21 protein-coding genes are annotated in these 24999 nt (G+C 64.9%); 7 read left to right on the forward strand and 14 right to left on the reverse strand.

Annotated elements, in window-relative coordinates:
- The first annotated feature begins 15 nt into the window (after positions 1 to 15).
- Together ACYVKM_RS05835 and tldD are read left to right on the forward strand one after the other, a co-directional pair.
- Positions 16 to 3954 (forward strand): YhdP family protein, encoded by a 3939-nt coding sequence (locus ACYVKM_RS05835; protein WP_460876600.1) that lies wholly within the window; start codon positions 16 to 18, stop codon positions 3952 to 3954.
- Positions 3955 to 4196: 242 nt separating this feature from the next.
- Positions 4197 to 5636, forward strand: a complete 1440-nt coding sequence (tldD, locus tag ACYVKM_RS05840) for a metalloprotease TldD (protein WP_460876602.1) — start codon at positions 4197 to 4199, stop codon at positions 5634 to 5636.
- Positions 5637 to 5880: 244 nt separating this feature from the next.
- Here the strand turns inward: tldD and ACYVKM_RS05845 are convergent, their stop codons facing one another.
- Positions 5881 to 7275 carry an alpha/beta hydrolase family protein gene (locus ACYVKM_RS05845; protein ID WP_460876604.1) on the reverse strand — a complete coding sequence of 465 codons (1395 nt, stop codon included), beginning with the start codon at positions 7273 to 7275 and terminating at the stop codon, positions 5881 to 5883.
- A gap of 96 nt (positions 7276 to 7371) precedes the next feature.
- Here ACYVKM_RS05845 and ACYVKM_RS05850 point away from each other — a divergent pair, with 96 nt between their 5' ends.
- On the forward strand, positions 7372 to 7890 hold the full coding sequence (locus ACYVKM_RS05850) for a MarR family winged helix-turn-helix transcriptional regulator (RefSeq protein WP_460876606.1): 519 nt from the start codon (positions 7372 to 7374) through the stop codon (positions 7888 to 7890).
- A 665-nt stretch (positions 7891 to 8555) separates the two neighbouring features.
- Here ACYVKM_RS05850 and ACYVKM_RS05855 read toward each other — a convergent pair.
- The 3 genes from ACYVKM_RS05855 to ACYVKM_RS05865 all read right to left on the reverse strand — a co-directional run bounded on the left by ACYVKM_RS05855 (position 8556) and on the right by ACYVKM_RS05865 (position 10874).
- A complete protein-coding gene (locus tag ACYVKM_RS05855) occupies positions 8556 to 9608 on the reverse strand; it encodes an alpha/beta fold hydrolase (protein ID WP_460876608.1) in 1053 nt (350 codons plus the stop codon).
- A 424-nt stretch (positions 9609 to 10032) separates the two neighbouring features.
- Positions 10033 to 10587: a ribosome biogenesis factor YjgA gene (yjgA, locus tag ACYVKM_RS05860; protein ID WP_460876609.1), complete on the reverse strand. Its 555-nt coding sequence runs from the start codon at positions 10585 to 10587 to the stop codon at positions 10033 to 10035.
- 29 nt (positions 10588 to 10616) lie between these two features.
- Entirely contained in the window at positions 10617 to 10874 is a 258-nt protein-coding gene (locus ACYVKM_RS05865; RefSeq protein ID WP_460876611.1) for a DUF1653 domain-containing protein, read from the reverse strand.
- Positions 10875 to 10979: 105 nt separating this feature from the next.
- On the opposite strand from ACYVKM_RS05865, the gene pmbA reads away from it, so the two are divergent.
- The 3 genes from pmbA to ACYVKM_RS05880 all read left to right on the forward strand — a co-directional run bounded on the left by pmbA (position 10980) and on the right by ACYVKM_RS05880 (position 13434).
- Positions 10980 to 12362 carry a metalloprotease PmbA gene (gene pmbA / locus ACYVKM_RS05870; protein ID WP_460876613.1) on the forward strand — a complete coding sequence of 461 codons (1383 nt, stop codon included), beginning with the start codon at positions 10980 to 10982 and terminating at the stop codon, positions 12360 to 12362.
- 129 nt (positions 12363 to 12491) lie between these two features.
- Positions 12492 to 12893, forward strand: coding sequence for a DUF4870 domain-containing protein (locus tag ACYVKM_RS05875; RefSeq protein ID WP_460876614.1), 402 nt, complete (start codon positions 12492 to 12494; stop codon positions 12891 to 12893).
- Between the two features lie 178 nt (positions 12894 to 13071).
- Entirely contained in the window at positions 13072 to 13434 is a 363-nt protein-coding gene (locus ACYVKM_RS05880) for a DUF805 domain-containing protein (RefSeq protein WP_460876616.1), read from the forward strand.
- 48 nt (positions 13435 to 13482) lie between these two features.
- On the opposite strand, the gene ACYVKM_RS05885 is transcribed toward ACYVKM_RS05880, so the two are convergent.
- The 5 genes from ACYVKM_RS05885 to accA form a co-directional block, all read right to left on the reverse strand.
- Positions 13483 to 14391, reverse strand: coding sequence for a polyprenyl synthetase family protein (locus tag ACYVKM_RS05885; protein ID WP_460876617.1), 909 nt, complete (start codon positions 14389 to 14391; stop codon positions 13483 to 13485).
- Entirely contained in the window at positions 14375 to 14632 is a 258-nt protein-coding gene (locus tag ACYVKM_RS05890) for an exodeoxyribonuclease VII small subunit (RefSeq protein ID WP_460876619.1), read from the reverse strand. Before ACYVKM_RS05890 ends, ACYVKM_RS05885 begins: the two co-directional genes overlap by 17 nt.
- A 76-nt stretch (positions 14633 to 14708) precedes the next feature.
- Positions 14709 to 16010, reverse strand: coding sequence for a tRNA lysidine(34) synthetase TilS (gene tilS / locus ACYVKM_RS05895; protein ID WP_460876620.1), 1302 nt, complete (start codon positions 16008 to 16010; stop codon positions 14709 to 14711).
- Positions 16007 to 16747: an NYN domain-containing protein gene (locus ACYVKM_RS05900; protein WP_460876622.1), complete on the reverse strand. Its 741-nt coding sequence runs from the start codon at positions 16745 to 16747 to the stop codon at positions 16007 to 16009. The genes tilS and ACYVKM_RS05900 overlap by 4 nt, the downstream gene beginning before the upstream one ends.
- Before the next feature lie 74 nt (positions 16748 to 16821).
- Positions 16822 to 17778, reverse strand: coding sequence for an acetyl-CoA carboxylase carboxyl transferase subunit alpha (gene accA, locus ACYVKM_RS05905; protein ID WP_460876623.1), 957 nt, complete (start codon positions 17776 to 17778; stop codon positions 16822 to 16824).
- Between the two features lie 159 nt (positions 17779 to 17937).
- Here accA and ACYVKM_RS05910 point away from each other — a divergent pair, with 159 nt between their 5' ends.
- Entirely contained in the window at positions 17938 to 18315 is a 378-nt protein-coding gene (locus ACYVKM_RS05910) for a YajD family HNH nuclease (protein ID WP_460876625.1), read from the forward strand.
- 46 nt (positions 18316 to 18361) lie between these two features.
- Here the strand turns inward: ACYVKM_RS05910 and dnaE are convergent, their stop codons facing one another.
- The 5 genes from dnaE to lpxB all read right to left on the reverse strand — a co-directional run bounded on the left by dnaE (position 18362) and on the right by lpxB (position 24970).
- Positions 18362 to 21937: a DNA polymerase III subunit alpha gene (dnaE, locus tag ACYVKM_RS05915; RefSeq protein ID WP_460876626.1), complete on the reverse strand. Its 3576-nt coding sequence runs from the start codon at positions 21935 to 21937 to the stop codon at positions 18362 to 18364.
- Between the two features lie 124 nt (positions 21938 to 22061).
- Positions 22062 to 22607: a TlpA disulfide reductase family protein gene (locus ACYVKM_RS05920; RefSeq protein WP_460876627.1), complete on the reverse strand. Its 546-nt coding sequence runs from the start codon at positions 22605 to 22607 to the stop codon at positions 22062 to 22064.
- A gap of 58 nt (positions 22608 to 22665) precedes the next feature.
- Positions 22666 to 22839, reverse strand: a complete 174-nt coding sequence (locus ACYVKM_RS05925; RefSeq protein ID WP_460876629.1) for a hypothetical protein — start codon at positions 22837 to 22839, stop codon at positions 22666 to 22668.
- A 216-nt stretch (positions 22840 to 23055) separates the two neighbouring features.
- Positions 23056 to 23766 carry a ribonuclease HII gene (rnhB, locus tag ACYVKM_RS05930; RefSeq protein ID WP_460876631.1) on the reverse strand — a complete coding sequence of 237 codons (711 nt, stop codon included), beginning with the start codon at positions 23764 to 23766 and terminating at the stop codon, positions 23056 to 23058.
- A complete protein-coding gene (gene lpxB, locus ACYVKM_RS05935) occupies positions 23759 to 24970 on the reverse strand; it encodes a lipid-A-disaccharide synthase (RefSeq protein ID WP_460876633.1) in 1212 nt (403 codons plus the stop codon). The genes rnhB and lpxB overlap by 8 nt, the downstream gene beginning before the upstream one ends.
- Positions 24971 to 24999 lie beyond the last annotated feature (29 nt).

Genomic DNA, 24999 nt, shown 5'->3' on the forward strand with positions numbered 1-24999 from the left:
TCCGGATTGCCGCGCGTGAACGCGCTGTGGCAGCGTCGGCTGCATGTCTGTGCGCGCGGACTTGGCTGGATCGCCGGTGTCGCGGTGATCCTGCTGGCCGTGACGGCGGCGCTGGCACAGCTGCTGCTGCCGCTGCTGGCACGGCATCCGGCCTGGGTGGCCGCACAGCTGAGTCAGCGCATACAGCGGCCAGTCAGCTTTGCCTCGCTGGAGGGGCGCTGGACGCCGTCCGGGCCGCTGTTCGTCATGCACGACGTGACGGTAGGGCCTGCAGCCGGTGAACAGGGCAACATGCTGCAGTTGCCCGAATCCGAATTGAAGCTGGACTTCGGCGGCTGGCTGCTGCCGTCGCGGCACCTGCTCAACCTGCATGTGCATGGCCTGCAGCTGGATCTGGCGCGCGATGCTGCGGGCTGGCACATCAACGGCATCGGCGTCGCCGGTGGCACCGGCCAGCAGCCGTTCTCACCGGGGCGGCTTTCGCTGGATCTGTGGCTGGAAAATCTGCGGGTGGACGTCACCGACGCCATCCTCGGCAAGCATTACACCTTGCTGGCTCCACAACTGCGGCTGAGCCATCAAGGTAGCCAGATCCGCTTCGGCGGCCTGCTGCAGCGAGGTGGCGTGAATACGGCCCTGCGCACCGCGGGACGTTTCCGTCAGGACGGCAGCAGCGGCCGGATCTGGCTGGGTGCCGATGATGTCGAGCTGAAACCCCTGCTGGACGGTATCGATATGGGCGGCTATACGGCGGGTCAGGGCCATGGCCGGCTGTCGGCGTGGCTGGACTGGCACAAGGGCCGGTTGGCCAGCAGCCTGGTCCGTTTCGATCTGGACGGGCTGGCAGTGACCTCACCCACAGGCGCCACCGCCATCGTGCCGACCCTGCATGGGCTGGCCGGCTTGCGCCAGACCGGCGATGGCTACGATGTGCGCTGGGCTGGCGACGACGGCAGTGCGCTGGCGCTCGGCCTGCACCAGCCCGGCAGTGCGCAGGCCGGCATCGGCGTCGCCGCAAGCGAACTGCAACTGGCCCCGTTGCTGCCCTGGCTGGCACTGGCGCCGGATCTGCCGCAGGGCCTGGCACAGTGGTTGGGCAGCGGGCATCCACGCGGTGACCTGAGCAAGGTCGCGATGCAGTGGAGCCGAGCCAGCGGACTGGGCTCGCTGGACCTCACCTTCCAGAATCTGGCCATCGACCCGGTCGGCAAGCTGCCGGGGCTGAGTGGCCTGCATGGCGAGATGCGCGGCGATGCCGAGGCGCTGTCGATAGAGTTGCCGGATCAGGCCGCCACCTTGCAGTTCTCGCACCTGTTCCGCCAGCCGTTCGCATTGTCGAAGCTGGCCGGCACGCTGGCATTCTGGCGGCAGGACGACGGCTGGCACATCGGAGTCGACCCATTCGAATTCGTCGGTGCCGGTTATGCCGGACAGGCGCGCGGCGAGGCGACCCTGCCGGCGCAGGGTGGGGCGCCGTTCCTGGATCTGTACGCTTCGGTCGATCACGCGGACGTGCCGGCGGCCAAACTGTTCTGGCCGGTCAGCGTCATGCCACCGGCGACCGTTGCATGGCTGGACCGTGCGCTGGTGGCGGGTCAGATCGACCAGGCGCAGGTGCTGGTCCGCGGCGATCTGGCCGACTGGCCGTTCCATCACAACGAGGGTCGTTTCGAGGCACGCGCACAACTCAGCGACCTTACGTTCGACTATGGCGATGACTGGCCGCACGCCGAAGGTATCAGTGCCGTGGCCAGCTTCGTCAACAACGGCATGCTGGTCGAGGCCAGTGGCGGCCAGTCGCTCGGCGTCAAGGCGGACAAGGCGGTCGCGTTGATACCGGATTTCGGCGATGGCCTGCTCGACCTCAATGTGCAGGGCAGCGGCAGCGGTGCCAGCCTGATGAACTTTGTGCGCAACAGCCCGATCGGCCGCCATGAGGCCGACACGCTGGCCAAGCTGACGGTAGGCGGCAACGGCACGTTCGGTTTCCACCTGAGCCTGCCGCTGAAAAAGATCGAGGACGCCCAGCTCAGCGGTACAGCCCAACTGCAGGACGCCGACCTCAGTGCAGCGGAGTGGAACCTCAAGCTGGACAAGCTCAACGGCCCCCTGCGTTTCGATCTTCACGGCATGCAGGCGGGCCCGCTGGATGCGGGTTTTCACGGTCAGCCGTCCAAGCTGCAATTGGCGATTGCCGGTGCCAACAGCGACCCGAATACCGTGCTGTCGGCGCAACTGCAAGGCAGTTACAAGGTCGCCGAACTGGTGCAGGACTATCCATCGCTGAACTGGCTGGGTCGGCTGGCGGACGGCCGCAGCGATTTCAGCATCGGCTTTGCGATCGCCCACGTGCCCGGCGGCGATGCACTGACGCAGACCCTCAGCGTCGACTCGCCGCTGACCGGCACCGCACTCGATCTGCCCGCGCCGCTGAACAAGTCGGCGGCGGCCAGCCTGCCGTTGCATTTGACGATGGGTCTGCCAATCAGCGGCAGCGACCTGCAGTTCACGCTGGGCCAGGTGATGCATGGCCACTTGCGCCTGCCCACCGATACGAAGCAGCCGCTGGCGGGCACGCTGGCTTTCGGTGAGCAGATGCCGGATGGATTGCCCATGAAGGACCTGCGCATCCGCGGCCATGCCGCCCAGCTGGACGTTACCGGCTGGGTGCAGTGGGCGGCGGCCGGGAGCGGTGGCGGCGGCCCGGGGTTGGAAAGTATCGACATCGACGCCGATCAGGCCGAGTGGTTCGGTCATCCGCTCGGGCCGATGAAGATCCAGGCCAGACCGCAGGCCGATGCGCTGAGCGTGGACGTGGACGGCACCGCGATGGCCGGCAATTTCAGCGTGCCGACGCAGGAGCTGGACAAGCGTGGCGTCACTGCCCGGTTGCAGCGGCTGTACTGGCCGAAAAGTCCAACAGCGGAAACACCACCGGCGGCTTCGACGGCTACGGCTGCAGGTATGCCTGCTGGCGCGGCTGCGCCAGTCACGCCAGCTGTCGATCCTGCCAATACCGGCGTCAATCCGGCCGCGTTGCCGCCATTTCATCTATGGGTGGGTGATCTGCGTCTGGGCGACGCCAAACTCGGCGAGGCGCGCGTCGAAACCTGGCCCACTCCAAACGGGCAGCACATCGAACAATTGCGGGCGCTGTCCAGCCGGGTGCAGATCAATGCCAGCGGCGACTGGAACGGCAACGCCACCAACAGCCATACGCACATGAAGATCAGCTTCGCGGCCGAGGACCTTGGCGAGATGCTGGGGGCGCTGGGCTACGACGGCCTGGTGCACGGCGGCAAGACGAATGACCAGCTCGATGCCACCTGGCCCGGTGCACCCAATTCACTATCGTTGGCCACGATGAACGGCACGCTGCGCATCAAGGTCAACGATGGCCGTATTCCCGAGGCATCGTCACCCGGGGTGGGACGACTGCTCGGGCTGGTCTCGCTGGCCGAACTGCCGCGCCGGCTCAGCCTGGATTTCGGCGATGTGTTCGGCAAGGGACTGGCGTTCGATTCGATTGCCGGCGACTTCCATCTGGCCGATGGCAACGCGACCACCAACAACCTGGCGATCGATGGGCCAGCGGCCAACGTCCGTGTCAGCGGCCGTACCGGCCTGCGGGCAAAGGATTACGACCAGCAGATGGTGGTGGTGCCGCACGTCGGCAACAGTCTGCCGTGGGTCGGTGCCGTGGTCGGAGGCCCGGTGGGCGCGGCCGCCGGCCTTGCCGTGCAGGGACTGCTCGGCAAGGGCCTGAACCATGTGGCGATCCGGCGCTATCACGTCACCGGCACCTGGGACAAACCGGTGATGACCCTGGTGGAAAAGAGCGACATCCCGCTCAAGGCAGCGCTGGCTGCTCCGTCACTGTCGCCCGTGTCGGCATCGAGCGTGCTGCCACCGCTGGTCATTCCCGCGCCGGCCAGCAGCGCAGGCAGCCATTGAGGGAATCCCCCTTCGCCCCACTCAACATGACTGGTGCAGGTCGGCATTCCTTGCACCGGGATGAATTTGTTCCGGACGGCTGTGGGCGCCAGCCGGAGACGCTTCACAACAGGGGACTTCATGCCGGGCGCCGGCTGGCATGGCCGCGACTGGCAGACCGGAGATTCGCATCACGGCTTTAAAGCGGCCAGCGACAACCCCATGTGGGGTAGTTCCTGATCGACCGCAGACGAACGAGCACCATGGATTCCCTGATCGCATTAGCGCAGAGCAAGTTGCTGACCCCCGGCGGCATCGCCACCGGCGACCTCGATCGGGTGTTCACCCAGCTGATGGGGCCATCGATCGACGCCGCCGACCTGTACTTCCAGCACTCGCGCAGCGAGTCGTGGATGCTGGAAGAGGGCATCGTCAAGGACGGCAGCCATTCGATCGAGCAGGGCGTCGGCGTGCGTGCCATCAGTGGAGAGAAGACCGGCTTCGCCTATTCCGACGAGATCGTGCTGCCGCAGCTGCTGGAGGCCTCGAAAGCCGCCCGCGCGATTGCCCATGGCGGCAAAGGTGCGGGCACGCCGCTGGCACTCAACGGCGCGCGCCAGCTGTATCCGGCCATCGACCCGGTCGAGAGCCTGCCCAACCCCGACAAGATCGCGCTGCTGCGCGAGGTCGATGCGTACGCGCGCTCGCGCGATCCGCGCATCAAGCAAGTCATCGTCAGCCTCGCCGCGACCATCGACACCATTCTCATCGCCGCGTCTGACGGCACCCTGGCCGCCGACGTGCGCCCGCTGGTGCGCCTCAACGTGCAGGTGATCGCCGAACAGAACGGCCGTCGCGAGCAGGGCAGCGCCGGTGGCGGTGGTCGTTACGGCTATCGCGAACTGATCGAGAACGGCCGCGCACTGGCGTTCGCCGACGAGGCGGTGCGCCAGGCGCTGGTGAACCTCGACGCCATCGACGCGCCGGCCGGCCAGATGACCGTCGTGCTCGGTCCCGGCTGGCCCGGCGTGCTGCTGCACGAGGCGATCGGCCACGGCCTCGAAGGCGACTTCAACCGCAAGGGCAGCTCGGCGTTCTCCGGCCGCATCGGCCAGCGCGTCGCGGCGAAGGGCGTCACCATCGTCGACGACGGCACCCTGCCGGGTCGCCGCGGCTCGCTCAGCATCGACGACGAAGGCACCCCGACCGAATGCACCACGTTGATCGAGGACGGCATCCTCAAGGGCTACATGCAGGACAAGCTCAACGCGCGCCTGATGGGCATGGTGCCCACCGGCAACGGCCGCCGCGAATCGTTCACCGCGCTGCCGATGCCGCGCATGACCAACACCTACATGCTCGGTGGTTTACATGATCCCGCCGAGATCATCCGCTCGGTGAAGAAGGGCCTGTACGCGCCGAATTTCGGCGGCGGCCAGGTCGACATCACCAACGGCAAGTTCGTGTTCTCCGCGTCCGAGGCGTACCTGATCGAGGACGGGAAAATCACGCGGCCGGTGAAGGGTGCCACGCTGATCGGTTCCGGCCCGGAGGTGCTCAACCGCGTCTCGATGATCGGCAACGACATGAAGCTGGATGATGGCGTCGGCGTGTGCGGCAAGGATGGGCAGAGTGTGCCGGTGGGCGTGGGTCAGCCGACGCTGAAGATCGACGGGATGACGGTGGGTGGGACAGCGTCGTAAGCCAGGGTACTTGTCCCGACCCTCCCAGTCGTCATTCCGGCGAAGGTCTGCATCAGCCCCTCCTAGCCGTGATTCCGGCGAAGGCCGGAATCGCTTCTGTACTCAGCCATCAGAGCGAAGAGCTTTCGTCTACCTACGACAGCCGAGTCACTTTTCTCTTGCGTGGCCAAGAGAAAAGTAACCACTGCGCCGCAGGAGCTGCGCGAACGGCGTGCGCTTGTCCATGATGCGACCGGTTGAGACATCAATGATGCGCGCTCGCATCTGTCGGTGCCATTGCCGGACGGTAGATCGCGCTGGTGCCGTAACGTCGCGTATCGAACCGTCCCTGCAAAATGAAGTCGCGCATCATCGCGAAGTAGCCTTCCGGGTTGCGCGTGTCGACGCGCTCGCCGTCGGCCGTGGTTTCGTACTCGTATATGCCATGTTCGGTGTGCGGGAACACCGCGACCGTGATGGGTTTGTCCTTGGCCTGCAGTGCGCGCAGGCGCCGTTCAGTCTCCGCACTCGGTGCATCGTGGTCGTCGGCGGCCAGTATCCAGAGTTGCGGCGTATCGAGATTGCGCAGCACCGGCATGGGGTCGTAATTCGCCGGGACGCCGGCCAGCAGCACGGGGCCTTGTTCACGAAGCTTGGCTTCAGGCGTTTCGAGAAGATAGAACGCGATGTCGCCGTGCACGTATTTGAACCACGGTTCCTTTCCATATCGCGCCTTCACGGCGGCGAGTTGATCGTATCCATTCCGGAAATTGCTGACGACGATGGTCGACACGGCATCGGCTATATGCATCGCCTTGGCGACCACCTCAGCCCCGTAACCGCGGCTGGTCAGGTCGAAGGCGATCGCTTCGCGATCCTCGTCGAGGGGCGACACCGCCAGGCCGAACCCGATGACCACGAAGTCGACCGGCTCGATCTTCGCGGCTAACGGCGCCACCCAGCCGCCTTGGCTGCCGCCTTGGTAACCGATGCGACCCGCACGCGCACCGGCGAGGCGTTTGGCCTCGTTTGCCGCGGCAATCGCATCGTCGGCCAGCAGCAGATAGTTTTGCGTATACACCCCGCCTGACTTGCCGGTGCCGCGCTTGTCGTACACGAACGCGCCGATGCCCTCGGCGGGGAACTGTCGTTGCAGGGAATAGAAATCCAACGCTGAAATGTCCTCCGAACCGTGCACGAGGACCACGATCGGTACGCGCGCGTGGCCTTGCGGCATTACCAGGCGGCCGGCGAGCGACACACCCGCGCCTTGGAAGGTCACGTTCGTCACCTGCAACGGAATTTGCCGACCCGAAATTCCCGCGAAGATGATCGTGCCCTTGTCGCAATCGAATGACGCGCGCTTGCCATCCGGGCGTCCCGTCCAGCCCAGCGTGCTGGTCCACGCATTGTTTGCGTCCCGAGTCAGCAAACCCGTGCTGCCATCCTCCTTGCGCCAGCGCAGGTGGTCGCCATCGCTCGGACCGACATCGAGCTTGCTGCCGTCGTCCAGTTGATAGATGCCTACAGGGCAATCGCCGGTGTGGCTTGCCGACGATGCCGCGGCAGACTTCGTCGACACGGCCAGGAGCAGGGCGGCAAGCACAAGCGGCACCCGATGCATGATGACGGTGGCGCGCGGCGACAGGAAAAAGTGCATTGGCATATCCGACGACATGGGATTTATGTAAAAAGTTACATAAAAAATATGCGACAATCAAGTGGAACGGTTTCGTGCGGGCCGAAGGGGCAAAACATGCAGGTGAACGAAGAGGAAGGGATCGGCGAGGATTTCATCCGCAGGCAGGGGCCGGCTTATCTTGCGCACCTGCTCAGGCGGCTTTCGGATGAACTCGTGCGCGGCGCCGATGCCTGGTATCCCGAAGTCGGGGTGACCGTGCCACCACGCACCACGTCCACGTTGCTGGCGCTCGATGAACACGGGCCATTGGGTGTTACCGAAATTTCCGCTCTGCTGCGCCAATCGCACCCATTGGTCATCAACTGGATCAAACAACTCCAGGCTCAAGGGTTGGTCAGAACGCGCATCGACAAGCAAGATCGAAGACGCACTGTTGTCGCACTTACCGCCAAGGGCGTTGGCGAAATCCGGCACCTCCGCAAGGCGCTGGTCAGAATGGGCGAGACCTCGCAGGCGTTGATGGACGAAGCCGCTCCCGGGCTTTTTCATGCATTGTGGCGAATGGAGCAGGCTTGCCGGCGCGAGTCGTTCGATGACCGCTTACGAAATTCTTCCCGCGCGCCGGCAGATTGATCAGCGGCTCAATGCGCTGATACATCGGCTTCAGCCGGCCGTCCCGATAACGGACGGCTGCGACCGGCAGTAACGGGTTGGAGCGGATATTTCAGGCTATATAGCCCTCGTAGCGATGACTGCTCTCCCTCATCGGAAGAATGTTGTCAGTCTCGGTTGGTTTGCCGCTCAGGCTCCGCTTTGCTCTGGCTCTATTGAAAAGTGCGGGCCACGATGGCCCGCTGCTCTGCGGGAGTCAACAGGGAAGTCGACTCCTTTTCGATGGGGCAGGATGCCCTGTCGAAAAGCCCAGCGCCGACTCACGGACTTGCCGGGCGTGGATGCCCGGCAAGCGCCAAGCGGGGTGGCCTTTCTCTTTGGTTAGCTTTCTCTTTACTCCGGGCATCCTGCCCTGCGCCCTTCGGGCCAGCTTCGCTGTTCGCGCACACTCCTGCGTGCGCGTGGCCACGCAAAGAGAAAGTAACTCGGCCTTCGCAGGAGGGCGAAAGCTCTTGCTCCGAATGCAGCAAAAGCATCGCGTACAGGGGGTGCTCCTACAGGTGCGTCCACGCAAAGCGGACACCCAGCCATCGGCCGCAATATTCGCCCTCGGCTGATAGCGAATACGCAGAAGAGGGATTCAGGTATCGGGATGTTCGTGAACATCCCGATGCCGCCATGCGGCGTTACTGATCGCGCGTAACTTCCGCAGGCGCCGCGTCTCCTGCGCTCTGTGCCAATGGCAATGCATCGGTCACCAGATGCATCAGGAATCGCCCCGGCTGCTCCTGCATGATCATGTGGGCCGAGTCGGCAAACATCACCAGTCGCTTCGAGGGCGCCCGGATATCCCCGAACCACTTTTCGGTCAGCTCGTGCGCCGTGGTGTAGTCGTGCTGCCCCACGAACACGATCACCGGGCAATCGAAATGCGTGGTGTGGTCGAAGTCGACCGCCAGCAGCGGTTGCAGCAGGTGATTCAGCGAAAACAGGCTGCCCTTGCCGATCGCGACGAGATCGGCCTTGCTGTAGTCGGGCGACAACGATTCGGCATCGTCTTCGAACTGGTAGTCCTGGCGACCATAGGCGAGGCCGCCGTAGTACATCTCCCATTTGCTGCGCGTACCGATGTTGTCGAGGGTCAGCTTCGGACCCGGATAAGGCGCCATGGCTTTCAGCTCGCGCACGGCTTGTGCGTTGCCATGCGCCAACGCTTCACGGAGGGCGAAGGCGTAGCCGACCTCTTCGTTGTGGCGCCCATTCACGACCTGGCCCACCGAGATATACGCGTAGAACCAGTCCGGATGCAGCTGAGCCAGATGGACGCCCAGTACCGTGCCCCATGAATGGCCCAGCAGGAAGATCTTCTGCTTGCCGTAGTGCTGACGCAGGTATTGCACGACTTGAGCGGCATCGTCCGTCATGCCATCGACGGTCATGCCCGGCGCCATCGCCTGTTCCGAATTGGCTGCATAGGTCTTGCCGGTGCCTCGTTGATCCCACTGCACCACGGTGAAGTAATCCTCCCAGGGCGTCTGGAACGTATAGGCCTCCGGCATGGCCGGGGAAGCCGGGCCACCGTGCAGGAACAGCAGGATCGGATTGCGTCGATCCTTGCCGCGAATCGACAGCCATTGGTCGATGCCATTGATGCGCACCTTGATCCTCTCATCGACACCATTCGGCGAGACGATCTTGCGATTGCTCTCGAGGATCCGGGTGACCTCGTCGCGCGACATCAGGGGCGATTTGTCCTGAACCGGCGCAGCCGTCGCGCTGGATGCAGCAGCGGGTGCTGTGGCAGAAGAGGCATGGGTCGAGGCCATTCCGATGGCCACGGTCAGTATGAAAAGAAGATGCGTGCGGAACATGGACAACGAAGCTCTCCTTGTATGGATATCCGGTAACCCGCCGTGCCCATCGAACCCGGCGAAAGTGGGAGTGGCAACAACTCATGCGCGCAAGCGAACACGATGTCGTTGTATCCAGACAGAGCAAGTCATGTGCCAACGGGAGATGCGTGGCTGACACCAGTCAATTCAAGAGTTTGATGCCTGGTTGTGGGGATACGTGTTCGCGTCCGCGGACAGGTTTGCGGACGTCCGGGCAATGCGCGCCGGCAGACGCCGGGATGTCCGGCGTGGGTCGATAGTCGATGCCTGACTACGGCTCGATCGAACCGTCCTTCTGATTCAGATCCTTCAACAACTGAAAGATCTCCCGATACGCCCGCGGCGGCTTGTTCGGCGTGTCCTTCTCGATGCGTGCCTGGCGCACCAGCGAGCGCAGGTGCTGGCGGTCGACCTGCGGATGCTCGGCGATCAGTTCGGACAGGGCGGTTTCGTCTTCGCTGACCAACCGATCGCGCATCGCTTCGAGGCGATGCATCGCGGCGGTCTCCTGGCGCTGCTTTTCGCGGTTCTCGCCGAGCTCGGCGCGTACCGAGGCGAAGTCTTCCTCGCCATAGCGGCGCATCACCTTGGCTAGGAAAGCCATCTGGCGTTTGCGTGCGATGTGCGCGGTGATGCGACGGGTGATGTCGATCTCGCGACGCACGTCTTCCGGCAGGTCGAGCTTGGCCAGCCGGCTTGGCTGCAGTTCGATCAGCTGATGTGCCAGCGCCAGCACGGCGAGGGCTTCGCGGCGCTGCTGGGTGCGGCTGGGACCGTAGTCCGCCTCGTCGAGTTCGGTCTGGTTGCGGCTGCGGCTCGGGCTCACGGTTTCAATTCCAGAAGATGGATCGTGGATCAGGTGTGGCTGTCGTCGTCATGGGCCGGTTCGGCCTGCTCGTGATCAGCTTGTTCAAGTGCGAAACGGGCGATCGGCTCGCCATCCAGTTCGATGGTTTCGCTGAACATCGCCGCGGGACGTACCCACAGCCCGTGATCGCCATACAGCGCCTGATAGACCACCAGCGGTTCCAGCGTTTCGCTGTGGTGGGCGGTGCCCAGCACACGGTAGCGCTGGCCCTTGTAGTGACGATAGATGCCGGCGGTGGGTTGCATGGCGTACTCCGCAGCTCTTTGCATTTCATCGCCGCGGCCCCATGTCGGAGGTCCAGCGGTCGCGAACCGCCTATTCTACCCGCCTAACTCCCAGGAAAGCCCAACGTGAGCGAAGTCGCCATCAGCCAGGACCGCAGCCCGACGGATCGTAGTGAGGCCGAACTTGACCGGCTGGCCGAACTGGCCGAGGACGTGATCCGCCGCGCCCGTGCCGCAGGCGCCAGCCAGGCCGAGGTGGCCGCCAGCATCGACACCGGGCTGAGCGTGAACGTGCGGCTGGGCGAGGTGGAGACGGTCGAGCACACGCGCGATCGTGGTTTTGGCCTGACCGTGTATTTCGGCCAGAGCAAGGGCTCGGCCAGCACCGCCGACCTGCATCCGGACTCGATCCAGGCCACGCTGGACCAGGCGTGCGCGATCGCGCGCTACACCGAGGCCGATCCGGCGGCCGGACTGGCCGATGCAACGCGCATGGCGACGTCCTTCCCCGATCTCGACCTGTGGCATCCGTGGGATATCGACACCGCGCAAGCAATCGAGCTGGGCATCGAGATCGAGGAGGCCGGTCGTGCACACGCCGGCATCAGCAATTCCGATGGTGCCAGCGTGCAGGCCGGGCAGGGTCTGTCGGTGTATGCGAACTCGCACGGCTTCGTCGGGCGTGAGCGCGGCACGCGGCATTCGCTGTCGCTGGCGTTGATCGCCGGCGACGAAGACGGCATGCAGCGCGATTACTGGTACGACAGCGTGCGTGCGGCCGGCGATTTCATGAGTGCAAAGGCGCTGGGCGACAAGGCTGCCGAGCGCACACTGGCGCGCATGGGTGCGCGCAGCCTGTCGACGCGGCAGTGCCCGGTGCTGTTCGTGCCGGATCTGGCGCGCGGGCTGATCGGCCATCTGCTCGGTGCGGTCAGTGGTGGTGCGCTGTATCGGCGGGCCAGTTTCCTGCTCGACCACGTCGGCAAGCCGGTGATGCCGTCGTGGCTGAATATCAACGAGCGGCCGCGGTTGATGCGAGGCCAGGGCTCGAGCGTGTTCGATGCCGAGGGCGTGGCCACCCGCGACAGCAGCCTGATCGAGGGCGGCGTACTGGTGCGCTACGTGCTGGGCAGCTATTCGGCGCGCAAGCTGGGGCTGGAATCGACCGGCAACGCCGGCGGTATCCACAACCTGATCGTGGAGCCGGGCAGTGCCGATCATGCACTGGATGACTTCGCCGGCATGCTGCGCCGCATGGGCACCGGCCTGCTGGTAACCGAGGTGATGGGGCAGGGTGTGTCCACCATCACCGGTGACTATTCGCGTGGCGCGGCCGGCTTCTGGGTCGAGAACGGACAAATTGCCTACCCGGTCGAGGAGATCACGATGGCGGCGAACCTGCGCGACATGTTCAGCGGGATCGTGGCGGTGGGTACGGACGTCGATCCGCGTTCGCACCTGTTGACCGGCTCGATCCTGCTTGAGCGGATGACGGTCGCCGGCGAGTAGCTGGCCGCAAGTTCGCACCCCTGCCGCAAGCTCACTCGGCAAGCCGGTCGCGGCTTGCTAGCATGCTTGCCACCGGTGCCGAACCGGTCGTCCGTCCATCCACAAGCTGTCGACTTTGAGGAGATGCGCATGAGCGTTCCACCCGAGTCCGTCATCCCGCCCTCGCCGAGTGAACCGCCACTGGTCGGTGCCCCTTCCGCCGAGGAACGCCAGTGGGCGATGTTCGCGCACCTGTCGGCCCTGGCCGGCCTGATCATTCCGTTCGGCAGCATCATCGGACCGCTGGTGATCTGGCTGATCAAGAAGGACACCATGGCGTTCGTCAACGATCAGGGCAAGGAAGCGCTGAACTTCAACATCACGGTGGCGATCGCGGCGATCGTGTGCTGGATCTTGTGTTTCGTGCTGATCGGTATCCCGTTGTTCGCAGCGCTGGTCATCGCCTGGTTGGTATTCGTGATCGTCGGCACGATCAAGGCCAACGAGGGAACCACCTATCGCTATCCGTTCGCGCTGCGACTGGTCAAGTGAACCGGCGGCTTCCGGACGCCAGGACGCATGGCGGCATGCGGCCTGTTTCCATATAGACTCGCCCGGTCTCCCATCGCTCGATCGGTGTGGGCCATCGCATGGGTCCGGGGGGATCGGCGAGACAAGGCAGTTCTGTTTGCATGTCCGGGCATGAATCTATCGAAAGGGGAGTCGACTCATGGGTTTCTTTGACTGGTATCTGAAGTGCGTCAAGGGGCATTACGCGGACTTCGAGGGGCGTGCGCGGCGTACCGAGTACTGGATGTTCTTTCTGGCCAATCTGATCATTGCCATCGTGATTGGCCTGATTGGCAGAGCCATCCATCTTCCGGTGCTCGGCACGCTCTACAGCCTGGCGTTGCTGGTGCCCGGCCTTGCGGTCGGAGTACGTCGCCTGCATGACACGGGGCGCAGCGGCTGGTGGTGGCTGGTTGTGCTGATCCCGGTGGCCGGTATCGTCTGGATCATCGTGCTGTTCGCCATCGCAGGCGACCAGGGTTCGAACCAGTACGGTGCTGACCCGAAGGAAGGCGTTGCCTGACCCGGGTGGTTTGCCTGATCTGAAACGGGGCGGCGCAAGCCGCCCTTTTCAATGCGCGCGATGAGCCGAGTAGTGCGCCAGCTCGGCCAGCAGCGAGGCACGCTCGCCCAGTGGCGCGATCGCGGTCAGCGCGATTTCGATCAGTTCCGCCAGGCGTGCGCGCGAGGCGGCAAGGCCGATGATCGAGGGAAAGGTGGGTTTGTCGGCGGCGGCGTCCTTGCCGGCGGTCTTGCCGATCACCGCGGATTCGCCTTCCACGTCGAGGATGTCGTCGCGCACCTGGAACGCCAGTCCGACGGCGTGGGCATAGCGGTCCAGCGCTGCCAGCGTATCCACGTCGGCACCGGCGAGTAGCGCGCCCAGTTGCACCGAGGCGCGGATCAGCGCACCGGTCTTGCAGGCGTGCATGTGTTCAAGTTCTGCCAGGCTCAGCTTGCGGCCGACGGCCGCCAGGTCGAGCGCCTGGCCACCGGCCATGCCCTCGGCACCGCAGGCGCGGCCGAGCGTACGCTGCATGGCCACCACGGTGGCCGCATCGACCCGTTTGGCCATATCGCCAGCCAGGATCTCGAAGGCAAGTGCCTGCAATGCATCGCCGGCGAGGATCGCCATCGCCTCGCCGTACACGATGTGGCAGGTCGGCCGGCCGCGGCGCAGGGCGTCGTCATCCATCGCCGGCAGGTCGTCGTGCACCAGCGAGTAGGCGTGGATCAGCTCCACCGCACAGGCGGCGGCATCGAGTGCGGCGTCATCGGTGCCCAGCGCGTGGGCGGCGGCATACACCAGCAGCGGACGCAGCCGCTTGCCGCCACCGAGCACGGCGTAGCGCATCGCGCGGTGCAGCTCGGCAGGGGACTGTTCGGCCGGCGGCAGGTTGCAGTCGAGTGCCTGTTCGGCACGGACGGTCAACGCTTGCAGGGCGAGGCCGAGCTCGGCAGATTCAGAGTTCGGGTTCAAACGGTTCGGCGTTGTCGGGAGCATCGGGGTCGAGCAGCAGGCGCACGCGCAGTTCGGCCTGTTGCAGCGACTGCTGGCAGTGGCGGTACAGGCCGATGCCGCGCTCGAACGAGGTCAGCGATTCGTCCAGGCTCATTTCGCCGCCTTCCATCCGGGCAACCAGTTGCTCCAGCTCGTCGAGGGAGTGTTCGAAGTCGGCGGCGGGTGGGGTCTTGCCGGATGCGGGAGCGGTCTTGGCCATGGCCCGCAACGCTAACGCAGCGGCCGTCCGGAATCAATCGGCGCAAGGTCGCGGAGGGCGTCTGGCGCGACGTGGATCAGCGTGCCGGCTGCCAGCGGGGCGAGGCGCCGGTCTGCTGAAAAATGGCGGTGCCACGGCAGCTGGCCCAGCGATCGGCCACTGCGACCAGCTCGTTGCCGGCATACAGCAACGGACAGGTGTTGCGTTGCCAGGGCGGCAGTCTGGCCTGCTGGAACAGGTCACGCAGTTCGCGCGTGTACGCATCGCCATCGGGCTTGATGCGTTCGCCACCGTGACGCAGACGCACGCTCAGGGGTTCGACGAGACGAGCATCGACCTCGGTCAAGGTGAGCTTGCCGCCATCGGGCAGTGGCAGCGGCTCACCATGCCAGGCAGCCTGCCAGTCGGGGGCCACGACCGGTGCCGGCGGCAGCGCCCACAGCCGGTCCTTCCAGATATGCAGCTCGGCGCCAGCCCAGCGGATGCAGGGCAGCTGGCCGGCGCGCGCGCTGCACTGACGTTCGATCTGTCGGCGCTGCGCCGTGGTCGGTGCGGGCAGCTTGCGTGCATGCAGCCAGTGATCCAGCAGGGGCTCGCGTAGTGCGGGATCCAGCGCCAGCCAGCCGGCGGCGTGCAGACTGTCGCTGGCCGGGTCGTGCAAGGCATCGAATGCTGCCAACCATTGCGTGCGCAAGGCATCCGCCGCGGCACGGCTGAGCACGGCGCTGTGCAGGATCGAATCCACCGCCTGTGGCCAGTGTCGCGTCAGCTGCGGCAGGATCTGGTGACGCAGCTGGTTGCGTGCCAGACATGTGTCGGTATTGGAGGGGTCGTCGATGCACTCCAGCGCGTGTGCTGCGACGTAGTCGTGCAGCTGCTGACGCGACAAATCCAGCAGTGGCCGCCATAGCTGACCGCGACCGAACGTGCGCAACGCATGCATGCCGCCCAGCCCATCGGGGCCGGCGCCGCGCAGCAGCTTGAGCAGGACAGTCTCGACCTGGTCGTCGCGGTGATGGCCGAGCAGCAGCCACTCGTCTTCGCGCAGTTGCATGGCGAGGGCAGCGTAACGCGCGTCACGGGCGGCCGCCTCCAGCCCGATGCCCTTGCTGGTGTCCACCTGTACGCGAAGCACTTTGCATGGCACTTCGTGTGCCGCGCAGAAGCGCTGGCAGTGTGCGGCCCAGTCTGCACTGTCGGCGTGCAAACCGTGGTCGACATGCAATGCGCGCAGGCCACGTGCACGCGCCTGCGGCAATTGCGCCAGTGCATGCAGCAGTGCCGTGGAATCCGGTCCACCGCTGAAGGCGACGCAGAGCGGCGCCGGCGGCGCGGCCGCCAGCGCTGCAAGCAGATGCCGGGGCAGCGTTTCGCTCACTTCTTCGGGACGCGGGGACGCACGTAGATGTGCTTGCCGTTGCCGATGTGGCGTTCCTCGGTGTCGAACAAGCCGATGCCCTTGATCAGTCCGCTCAGCTTGGCGTAGCCGTAATTGCGCGAGTCGAAGTCGGGCGACTGCTTGTTGATGATGCTGCCGATCGCACCGAGGCCGGCCCAGCCGGTGTCGTCGGAGGCGGCATCGATCGCGTTGCGCAGCATGTTCATCAGGTGAGTGTCGCCGCGCAGCTCCTTGGCCGAACGCTGCTTCGGCGCGGCCTCGGTCTCGGCTTCGGTAGAGCCGGCCAGCACTTCGGTGTAGATGAACTTGTCGCAGGCTGTGCGGAACGGTTCGGGTGTCTTCTTCTCGCCGAAACCGTAGACGATTCGTCCGGACTCGCGGATGCGCGAGGCGAGCCGGGTGAAGTCGCTGTCGCTGGAGACGATGCAGAAGCCGTCGAAGCGCTCGGCGTAGAGCAGATCCATCGCGTCGATGATCATCGCCGAGTCCGTGGCGTTCTTGCCGACGGTGTAGCGGAATTGCTGGATCGGCTGGATCGAGTGACGCAGCAGCACTTCCTTCCAGCCGTTGAGATCGGGCTTGGTCCAGTCGCCGTAGATGCGCTTGACGTGCGCGGTGCCGTACTTGGCGATCTCCGCTAGCAGGCCCTCGACGATGGCTGGGCGCGCGTTGTCAGCGTCGATCAGTACGGCGAGCTTGGTGGTGTCGTGGGCCATGGCGGATACCGGCAGCATGATGTGATACCGATGGTAACGCCAAGTGCGCAGCTGATGCCGCGCGGGTTTCGAAGCTATTCTTGGTACGCACCGTAGCGGCGCAGGCGCCGGTAGCGTTGTTCGAGCAGGTCGGGCAACGGCATCGCCTCCAGCTCGTCGAGCTGGTTCAGCAGCACCGCTTTCAGGCGCACGGCCATCGAGCGTGGGTTGCGATGGGCGCCGCCGAGCGGCTCGCGCACCAGCTTGTCGATCAGGCCCAGTTCGAGCAGGCGCGGGGCGGTCATGCCGAGCGCTTCGGCGGCATCCTTCACCTTGTCAGGGCTCTTCCACAGGATCGAGGCGCAGCCTTCCGGCGAGATCACCGAATAGGTCGAGTACTGCAGCATGTTGGTGCGGTCGCCAACGCCGATCGCCAGCGCGCCGCCGGAGCCACCTTCGCCGATGACGGTGCACACGATCGGCACCTTCAGTTCGGCCATTTCCAGCAGGTTGCGTGCGATCGCCTCGCTCTGGCCACGCTCCTCGGCGCCGACGCCGGGATACGCTCCGGGGGTGTCGATCAGGGTCAGCAGCGGCAACTGGAAGCGCTCGGCCATCTTCATCAGGCGCAGCGCCTTGCGATAACCCTCGGGACGCGGCATGCCGAAGTTGCGGCGCACCTTGTCCTTGGTGTTGCGGCCCTTCTGGTGGCCGATGATCACCACCGGCCGGCCGTTGATGCGGCCAAGGCCGCCGACGATGGCGGCATCGTCGGCGTACATGCGGTCGCCGGCCAGCTCGTGGAATTCCTCGCAGATCACGCCGATGTAGTCGAGCGTGTACGGTCGCGCAGGATGACGCGACAGCTGGGTGGTCTGCCAGGAGTTGAGGTTGCGGAAGATCTCGTTGGTCTTGAGCTTCAGCTTTTCGCGCAGCCGGCCGACTTCCTCGTCGATATTGAACGCCTGGCCATGGCTGGCATGGCGAAGCTCTTCGATCTTCGCATCCAGTTCGGCGATCGGTTGTTCGAAATCGAGGAAGTTTGGGTTCATTCGCTGCATTTCATGGCACAGAAGCGGCTCAGTATACCGTCACGCAGGAAAACGCGAGAACGCCGCCGTATGGCTGTGACGGACTCGACAGATGCCTGCCCTGTGCCGGTGGATTGCGCTATCTTCCGCCCCATCAAGCCTGCCCAGCCGGATTCGACCATGCCGACCAAACCGCCCATCGACAACGCCAAGCTCGACCGCATCGTGGCCGAGGCGCGGCGCAATGCCGAGCAGCGCGAGCTGGGCTATCGCGAACGCGCCCTGAAGATGTATCCGTGGGTATGCGGCCGCTGCGCGCGCGAGTTCACCCGCGCGAACCTGCAGGAACTGACCGTGCATCACCGCAACCACGACCACGACTTCAACCCGCCGGACGGCAGCAACTGGGAGCTGCTGTGCGTGTATTGCCACGACAACGAGCATTCGCGGCATATCGACCATGTACGTGGCGGCGTAATGGAAGTGGAGGATGCACCGGCGGCTACCGGCAATCCGTTTGCCGATCTGAAGGCGATGATGGAGCGGGGCAAGAAGTGAAAGTTACGGCTCCTCCGCCTGCTTGTAGGGGGAGCCAAACGGGTTTTCAGTCCTGCTGCTTGACGATACGCAGTCGCGCGGCCTGCACACCCGGCAGCGCGCGCACGGCGCGCAGCAGCTCGGGAATGGCATCCACGCGCCAGTCCTCGCCCAGTTCGAGATCGGCCTGACCGCCATGGTTGCGATAGCCGTGCAAGGTCACGCTGGCGCGGCCACCGCGATAGCCGGCCAGCGCATGCTGCAGCTGTTCGACAAAGCCCGGACCGATGCCGTTCAATTTCAGTTGCAGCAGGCGTGCATGCTTGCGACAGGCATCGGCCAGCGAGATGGCACTGCGGGCGCGCAACTGGAAGCCGCCGCCGGAGAAGTCGTCAATGCGCAGACCGCCCTCGACGATCAGCATCTGGTCGCGGGTGAGTAGCGGCGCGACCTGCTGGTACAACTCGCCGAAGAAACTCACCTCGATGATGCCGCTGCCATCCTCCAGCCGCACGAAGGCGTCGCTGTCGCCACGCTTGCGCATGGCGGTGACCATGCCGGCGACCGTCCAGGGCGTGTCCGGCCCTCGACGGAAGCGGTTGTTGTCGCCGTCATCGTTTCTGCGCGGCTTGGGCGGCTGATAGCGATCGGCGATCTCGCCCAGTGGGCAGGTGGACAGTTGTGCCAGTTCGTCCTTCCACGGATCGGTGGGATGGCCGGACAGGTAATGCCCCAGCGTGTCGCGCTCGCCCTGCAGCTTCTGTTCCAGCGGCCATTCCGGCGCAGTCGGCAGATGGATCTGGACCACCGGTGTCGTCGCCCCTGTCGCGGCACCGAACATGTCGTTCTGGCCGGACTGCTTGTCCCGCAGGTGCTGTTCGGCAGCCTTGATGGCGTCGGGCAGCTGCAGCATCAGGCTGGCGCGTGTCGGCGCCAGCGCATCCAGAGCACCGGAACAAATCAGCGCCTCCAGCACACGGCGGTTGAGCTTGGTCGGGTCGACCCGGCGGCAGAAATCGGCCAGATCGGTATACGCGCCATGGGCGCGTTCGGCCACGATCGCTTCGCACGCGCCCTGGCCGACACCCTTGATCGCGCCCAAGCCGTACTGGATCGTGTGGGCACCTTGGCGCGAGGCACTGGACAAGGTGTCCGTCTCGATCGCGACGAACATGTATTCCGATGCGTTGACGTCCGGCGGCTGCACGGTGATGCCGAGTGCACGCGATTCTTCGAGGAAGGTCACTGCCTTGTCGGTGTTGTCCATGTCCGACGAGATCGTCGCGGCCATGAACTCGGCCGGGTAGTGCGCCTTCAACCACGCGGTCTGGTACGACACCAGCGCGTAGGCAGCAGCGTGCGACTTGTTGAAGCCGTAGCCGGCGAACTTTTCCATCAAGTCGAAGATTTCGTCCGCCTTGGAACCGGCGAGGCCATCCTTCGCCGCACCCTCGCGGAATTTGGCGCGTTCCTCGGCCATCTTCTTGACGTCTTTCTTGCCCATCGCACGGCGCAGCAGGTCGGCGCCGCCGAGCGAATAGCCGCCCACGATCTGCGCCATCTGCATCACCTGCTCCTGATAGACCATGATGCCGTAGGTCTCCTGCAGGACAGGCTCGACGCGCGGATCGGGGTATTCCACTTCTTCGCGACCATGCTTGCGCGCGACGAAGCTGGGGATCAGGTCCATCGGGCCGGGGCGATACAGCGCGCCCAGGGCGATGATGTCTTCAAAGCGGTCCGGCTTCGCATCTTTCAGCATGCGCTGCATGCCGGCCGATTCGAACTGGAAGATCGCTACCGTCCTAGCCTTCTTGAACACGTCATCGTAGGTGAGGGCGTCGTCCAGCGGCAGCGCGGCGATGTCCAGCGGCGTTTCACCGGCCTTGGCACGACGCGCGTTGATCGCCTTCACCGCCCAGTCGATGATGGTGAGGGTACGCAGGCCCAGGAAGTCGAACTTCACCAGGCCGACGGCTTCCACGTCGTCCTTGTCGTACTGGGTCACCACGCCGCCGCCGCCGGCTTCGCAGTACAGCGGTGCGAAGTCGGTCAACGGGGTCGGTGCGATCACCACGCCGCCGGCGTGCTTGCCGGCGTTGCGGGTGAGGCTCTCGAGATTGAGCGCAAGGTCGATCAGGGCGTGGGCGTCTTCGTCCTGCTCGTAGGCTTCGCAGAATTCCTTGACGACGCGGTCGGTCTCTTTTTTCGATTTCTCCGAGCGGCCGAGCGCATCGGACAGGGTGAGATCGAGCGGTCGCGGCGGAATGAGTTTTGCCAGCTTGTCGACCTGGCCGTAACCCATGCTGAGCACACGGCCGGAATCGCGCAGCACGGCCTTGGCCGCCATGGAGCCGTAGGTGATGATCTGGCTGACGCGGTCGCGGCCGTACTTGCGCGACACGTAGTCGATCACCTCGTCGCGGCGATCCATGCAGAAGTCGATGTCGAAGTCGGGCATCGACACGCGTTCGGGATTGAGGAAGCGCTCGAACAGCAGGTTGAACTGCAGCGGATCCAGGTCGGTGATCTTCAGCGCCCAGGCGACCAGCGAGCCGGCACCGGAGCCGCGGCCCGGCCCGACCGGAATGCCGTTGTCCTTGCCCCAGCGGATGAAGTCCGAGACGATCAGGAAGTAGCCCGGGAAGCCCATCTTGATGATGACGTCCAGCTCGCGCTCCAGCCGCGCCTCGTAATCGGCCAATGTGTGGCCGGCGGCGAGCGGCGCCAGCGCCAGGCGCTCGGCCAGCCCGCGCCGCGACAGTTCGCGGATATGGCTGTCGAGGTCGTAGCCTTCGGGCACCGGGAAGTCCGGCAGGTAATAGGTGCCGAACTTGAGTTCCAGATTGCAGCGCCGGGCCAGTTCGACGGTGTTTTCCAGCGCCTCGGGAATGTCTGCGAACAGCGCGGCCATCTCCTCGGGCGTCTTCAGGTATTGCTGGTCGCTGTAGTCGCGCGGGCGCTTCGGATCGGCCAGCACGCGCCCCTGGTGGATGCATACACGTGCTTCGTGTGCTGCGAAGTCATCCTGTTTCAGGAAGCGCACGTCGTTGCTGGCGATGACCGGCAGAGCGAGTTCGCCGGCCAGCGCAAGGGCTGCGGTGTTCCATTGCTCCTCGCCATCGCGGCCACAGCGGGTCAGCTCCAGATACAGCCGATCGGGAAACAGCCGTACGAGCGGCCGCAGCTTCACCAGCGCCGCCCCGATGCCATGGTTCAGCGCGATGCGGCCGACTTCGCTGTCGCGGCCGAGCAGGGCGATCAGTCCGCTGCTGGCATCTGCGCTGAGCCAGCCGGCCTCGACCAGCGCCCGGCCGCCGTGCTGCCCTTCCTGCCAGGCGCGTGAGACCAGGCGCGACAGGTTGAGATAGCCGTCGCGGTTCTGGCACAGCAGGGTGAGTCGCCATGGGCGCGGGTCGTCCGGTGCGCTGATCCACAGGTCGCAGCCACCGATCGGCTTGATGCCGGCCGCGCTGCAGGCCTTGTAGAACTTCACCAGTGCGAACATGTTGCATTCGTCGGTCAGCGCCACCGCCGGGATGCCGTCGCGCACGCAGGCGGCGACCAGCGCCTTGATGCGGATGGTCGAGTCGACCAGCGAATATTCGCTGTGCAGGTGCAGGTGGGTATAGCGGACGGTCATGCAGATTTGCGCGGTGAGTCCGTGCAGGCTAACCGGCGCTCCGTCCAGCGGCAAGATTGACTTCCGTACGGTTTGCGCCATGCATTGCAGCAGCTGGATTCAGGTCGCCGGCTGGCGTCGATGATCAGTGGTTGACGGTGATTCCGGCGGTGGCAGGCAGCGGCTCAACGAGCAGATCATTGATCTCGCTCACCAGGCTGTCGAGCATGTCTTCGCCGTAACCGACATGAATATGCGCCACCGTGCCATCGCGATGCAGCATCACCATCACCGGGATGCTCTTGTCGGCGCCGTAGGGCTTGCCGATCGCTCCGGTTCGGTCCCAGGTGATCAACAGTCCCGGCAAGCGCTTTTTGAGCATACGGGCGCTGTGCGCGAACGTATCGTGGTCTTCCCTGGAATCGACAGCTACGACTTGCAGCGGCAGGCCGCGCTGGGTGGCCAGCGTCTGCAGGCCTGCCAGTACCGGCATCTCCTTCATGCAGTAGCCGCACCAGGTCGCCCAGAAGCTGATCACCACGACCTTGCCGCGCAGCGAGGACACACTCACTGCCGGGCCGCCCAGCGCCGAACCGAGAGCATCCGGTGGCAAGTCGCCGGGCTGCATTTCGGCTGCATTCGTGGCGAAACAAAGCATCAGCCCGAACAGTGCGAAAGCGATCCTGCGCATGTCATCCATACCCCCGGTAGTTGTCGCAGCCTAGCAACAGCAGGAGCGGGGTGAAAGTTCAGCAGACATGAAAGCGTTCGTCGTCCTCGTACTTCACATAGTGATCGAGGCCGTGCACCTCCAGCGGACCGAGGTTGTAATCGGCGTGCGGCAGGTTGTCGTCCGGCGCTGCCGCGACCGCGGGGATTGCCGGCGCAGATGGGGTGGGGGAACGGTTGTCTTGGTGCGTCATGACGGGACTCCTGCGATCTGGCAGTGCGTTGATGGCCGTGGAGACCGGCGTGTCCCGGAAAGGGCGGGCCGGCATCGCTGGCGCGTCCATGCTCATGCTGGTTCCTGCATCCAGTGATGCGCCTGCCACGAAAAGAGTTGCATGACTGATGGGCTATGCCGATCAATCCCGGTAGTTGCAGGGCGATGCGCTTGCGGAAATACCAGTGGTGCCTGCTCAGAACAAGCTTGCCTGATCCAGCAGCAGTCGCACCGGTGCAAAGCTGCGCCGATGCTGTGCGCAGGGCCCGAGTTGTTGCAGTGCCGACAGATGGGCCGGGGTCGGATAGCCCTTGTGCATGGCGAACCCGTAGCCGGGATGAGTGGCGTCAAGCGCCACCATCAGGCGATCGCGGGTGACCTTGGCGAGGATCGAGGCAGCGCTGATTGCCGGCTCCAGAGCGTCGCCACCGACGATCGCGCGGCCGGGGCAGGGCAGGTCCCTCGGCAGCTTGTTGCCGTCGACCAGCGCCTCGCGCGCGGCTGGTGCGAGACCGGCGACGGCACGGCTCATGCCGGCCATGGTGGCCTGGAAGATGTTCAGGCGATCGATCTCGTCCGGTTCGACCAGTACCACGCAATAAGCCAGTGCGCGCTCGATGATCAACGGGTACAGCGCCTCGCGCCTTGCCTCGGTGAGTTTCTTCGAATCGTCGAGACCGGCAATCGGGCGATCCGGATCCAGGATCACGGCCGCGACCGCCAGCGGCCCGGCCAGCGGACCACGGCCGGCTTCGTCCACACCGGCAATGAAGATGCTCCGTGCACTCGTTCCTTCACCCTGGTAGCGACCGAAGGAAGTCCCCTTTCCGGAAAGAGAAGGTTGCGAGCGAAGGGGGTCCTCTTTGGGTGAGGATGAGTGGCGGCCGCTCGAGGGAAGCTTACCCATCGACAGGTTCTTGATCATCGATCAATTCGGCAATCGCTGCGGCCGCGCGATCCCCGGCGTGGCCTTCCATGCCGCCAAGCAATGCCTGATGCAGCTGTTCAAAGGCGGCGACGATATGGCTGCGGCGCTCGCTGTCGCGAAACAACGCCAGAGTGGCGCTGGCCAGGTTCCCGGCGGTGCATTCGTCCTGCATCAGCTCGGGTACCAGCTTCTCCTCGCTGAGGTTGCTGGCCCGCGCCAAGATGTTGGGAAGTGAGTAGATGTCGGTTTTCAGCATCTTCATGGCGCGCGCGATGCGATAGCTCAACGGGGTGACGCGATAACCCACGACCATCGGGCGTTTCGCCAGCATCGCCTCCAGCGTGGCTGTGCCGGAGGCCAGCAGCACCACGTCGGCGGCCAGCATCGCTTCGTGCGCGTGGCCATCGAGCAGGAGCGGTGTCATCTCGTCAGAGGGACTTTTTGCCAGCAGATCCTTGAGCTTGGCGTGCACCTGCGGGTTGGCGGCCGGTATCACGATGCGCAGCCCCGGGACGGAGGCGGCAACCTGTGTGGCGGCGTCGATGAAGATCTGCCCCAGGCGCGTCAATTCGGACAGCCGGCTGCCGGGCAGCACCGCCAGTACCGGTGCCTGTTGTGGCAGCTGCAGCACATCGCGTGCGCCGACGCGGTCCGATACCAGTGCGAAACGATCGGCCAGCGGGTGGCCGACGAAGCGGGCGTCAATGCCATGCTTCGCGTAGATCGCCGGTTCCATCGGAAACAGGCACAGCACGCGGTGGGCGCTGCGACCGATCTTTTCCGCGCGTTTCTCGCGCCACGCCCATACCGACGGACTCACGTAATGCACGGTCAACAGGCCGGCCTGTTTCAGCCGTTGCTCCACGCCGAGGTTGAAATCGGGTGCGTCGATGCCGATCACCACGGCCGGCCGTGCCGCCAGCAGGCGGGTTACCAGCGCCTTGCGCAGCCGCAACAAGCGCGGCAGGTGACGGATTACCTCGCTGAAGCCGAACAGCGAGAGCTCGTGGATGTCGTACCAGGATTCGAAGCCTTCGCGCTGCATGCGGGCGCCGCCGATGCCGACGAAGCGGGCCTGCGGGTAGTGCTGGCGCAGGGCGGCGATCAGGTCGGCACCGAGCTGGTCGCCGGAGTCCTCGCCGGCGAGGATGGCAATGAGAGGAGAGGCCTCGCTGGCTTGCATGTCGATGCCTCGCATTACGTCTGTATCAA

The sequence above is a fragment of the Rhodanobacter koreensis genome, assembly GCF_054782855.1.

What these genes read in the sequence shown, in the direction of transcription:
- tldD (WP_460876602.1), top strand. Translation starts at nt 4,197, where the DNA reads ATGGATTCCCTGATCGCATTAGCGCAGAGCAAGTTGCTGACCCCCGGC.
- rnhB (WP_460876631.1), bottom strand. Translation starts at nt 23,766, where the DNA reads ATGGGTAAGCTTCCCTCGAGCGGCCGCCACTCATCCTCACCCAAAGAG.
- ACYVKM_RS05880 (WP_460876616.1), top strand. Translation starts at nt 13,072, where the DNA reads ATGGGTTTCTTTGACTGGTATCTGAAGTGCGTCAAGGGGCATTACGCG.
- ACYVKM_RS05890 (WP_460876619.1), bottom strand. Translation starts at nt 14,632, where the DNA reads ATGGCCAAGACCGCTCCCGCATCCGGCAAGACCCCACCCGCCGCCGAC.
- ACYVKM_RS05920 (WP_460876627.1), bottom strand. Translation starts at nt 22,607, where the DNA reads ATGCGCAGGATCGCTTTCGCACTGTTCGGGCTGATGCTTTGTTTCGCC.
- ACYVKM_RS05845 (WP_460876604.1), bottom strand. Translation starts at nt 7,275, where the DNA reads ATGCACTTTTTCCTGTCGCCGCGCGCCACCGTCATCATGCATCGGGTG.
- ACYVKM_RS05850 (WP_460876606.1), top strand. Translation starts at nt 7,372, where the DNA reads ATGCAGGTGAACGAAGAGGAAGGGATCGGCGAGGATTTCATCCGCAGG.
- ACYVKM_RS05910 (WP_460876625.1), top strand. Translation starts at nt 17,938, where the DNA reads ATGCCGACCAAACCGCCCATCGACAACGCCAAGCTCGACCGCATCGTG.
- ACYVKM_RS05925 (WP_460876629.1), bottom strand. Translation starts at nt 22,839, where the DNA reads ATGACGCACCAAGACAACCGTTCCCCCACCCCATCTGCGCCGGCAATC.
- ACYVKM_RS05900 (WP_460876622.1), bottom strand. Translation starts at nt 16,747, where the DNA reads ATGGCCCACGACACCACCAAGCTCGCCGTACTGATCGACGCTGACAAC.
- ACYVKM_RS05855 (WP_460876608.1), bottom strand. Translation starts at nt 9,608, where the DNA reads ATGTCGCGCGACGAGGTCACCCGGATCCTCGAGAGCAATCGCAAGATC.
- accA (WP_460876623.1), bottom strand. Translation starts at nt 17,778, where the DNA reads ATGAACCCAAACTTCCTCGATTTCGAACAACCGATCGCCGAACTGGAT.
- dnaE (WP_460876626.1), bottom strand. Translation starts at nt 21,937, where the DNA reads ATGACCGTCCGCTATACCCACCTGCACCTGCACAGCGAATATTCGCTG.
- lpxB (WP_460876633.1), bottom strand. Translation starts at nt 24,970, where the DNA reads ATGCAAGCCAGCGAGGCCTCTCCTCTCATTGCCATCCTCGCCGGCGAG.
- ACYVKM_RS05875 (WP_460876614.1), top strand. Translation starts at nt 12,492, where the DNA reads ATGAGCGTTCCACCCGAGTCCGTCATCCCGCCCTCGCCGAGTGAACCG.
- ACYVKM_RS05865 (WP_460876611.1), bottom strand. Translation starts at nt 10,874, where the DNA reads ATGCAACCCACCGCCGGCATCTATCGTCACTACAAGGGCCAGCGCTAC.